This is a genomic window from Dietzia cercidiphylli, assembly GCF_014145145.1.
Classification (GTDB): domain Bacteria; phylum Actinomycetota; class Actinomycetes; order Mycobacteriales; family Mycobacteriaceae; genus Dietzia; species Dietzia natronolimnaea.
In genome coordinates, this window is record NZ_JAALEA010000280.1 from 1 (window position 1) to 1,390 (window position 1,390).

The window sequence follows — 1,390 nt, forward strand, 5'->3', positions numbered from 1 at the left end:
GCGCCGAGCACATCCCGCTGGGCGAGGTGACGGCCGAGGGACTGACCCGCACCGTCCGCACCCACACGGCCCCTGACCGCCGCACCACGGCGCTGACAGAGGGAGAGGTGGCCTGATGCCGCAGGGACAACCGGCCCGCGTGCCCGACGACGGGCTGAGCACCCGGCAACGCCGCAACAAGCCCCTGATCATGGTCCACACCGGGCCCGGCAAGGGGAAGTCCACGGCCGCGTTCGGCCTGGCCATGCGTGCCTGGAACCAGGGGTGGGACATCGGGGTGTTCCAGTTCGTCAAGTCCGCCAAGTGGCGCATCGGCGAGCAGACGGTGATGGAACGCCTCGCCCGCCTGCACGCCGAGACCGGTGAGGGCGGGCCCGTGGAGTGGCACAAGATGGGCTCGGGCTGGTCGTGGTCGCGCAAGGACGGCACCGAGGAGGACCACGCCGCGGACGCCGCCGAGGGCTGGGCGGAGATCAAGCGCCGGCTCGCCGACGAGCGGCACGACCTCTACCTGCTCGACGAGTTCACCTACCCGATGAAGTGGGGCTGGGTGGACGTCGAGGACGTGGTCGAGACGCTGACCTCGCGGCCCGGTCGGCAGCACGTGGTGATCACCGGCCGCGACGCCGCCCCCCGGCTGATCGAGGTCGCCGACCTCGTCACCGAGATGACCAAGGTCAAGCACCCGATGGACGCCGGCCAGAAGGGTCAGAGGGGGATCGAATGGTGACCGGATCGCGCACCGACCTGCCCCGGCTCGTGGTGGCCGCTCCGGCGTCGGGTCACGGCAAGACCACCGTCGCCACCGGGCTCATGGCGGCCCTGCGGCGCAGGGGCCTGACGGTCTCGGGCCACAAGGTCGGCCCCGACTACATCGACCCGGGCTACCACGAGCTCGCGACGGGGCGGCCGGGCCGCAACCTCGACCCGCACCTGGTCGGCGAGCACAGAATCGTGCCCCTCCTGCTACACGGCGCGCAGGCCGCGCCGCGGCCGGCCGACGTCGCGGTGATCGAGGGCGTGATGGGCCTGTACGACGGCCAGATCGGGGGCGACGGCTTCTCCTCCACCGCCCACGTCGCCGGCCTCACCGACACCCCGGTCCTGCTGGTGGTGGACATCTCCCACGCCTCGCGCAGCATCGCGGCCGTGGTGCTGGGGATGGCGACGTTCGACCCGTCCGTCCGGATCGGCGGCGTGATCCTCAACAAGGCCGGCTCCGTCCGGCACTCGGACGAGGTGCGCCGCGCCCTCGAGCCACTGGGGATCCCCGTGCTCGGGGTGCTGAGCCGGGACGACGAGGTCACCGCCCCGTCCCGCCACCTCGGCCTGGTCCCCGCGGCCGAGCGACCGGGGGCGGCCGGCAGCCTCGACCACCTCGCGGATCGCC

The 1,390-nt window shown here is 72.9% G+C and carries 2 protein-coding genes; both read left to right on the forward strand.

The window, feature by feature from the left end; genetic code table 11:
* Window positions 1-115: 115 nt before the first annotated feature.
* Entirely contained in the window at window positions 116-730 is a 615-nt protein-coding gene (gene cobO, locus G6028_RS10490; protein ID WP_182639643.1) for a cob(I)yrinic acid a,c-diamide adenosyltransferase, read from the forward strand.
* On the forward strand, window positions 727-1,390 hold a 664-nt coding region (locus G6028_RS10495), incomplete at its 3' end, for a cobyrinic acid a,c-diamide synthase CobB (RefSeq protein WP_338404196.1). The genes cobO and G6028_RS10495, both read left to right, overlap by 4 nt.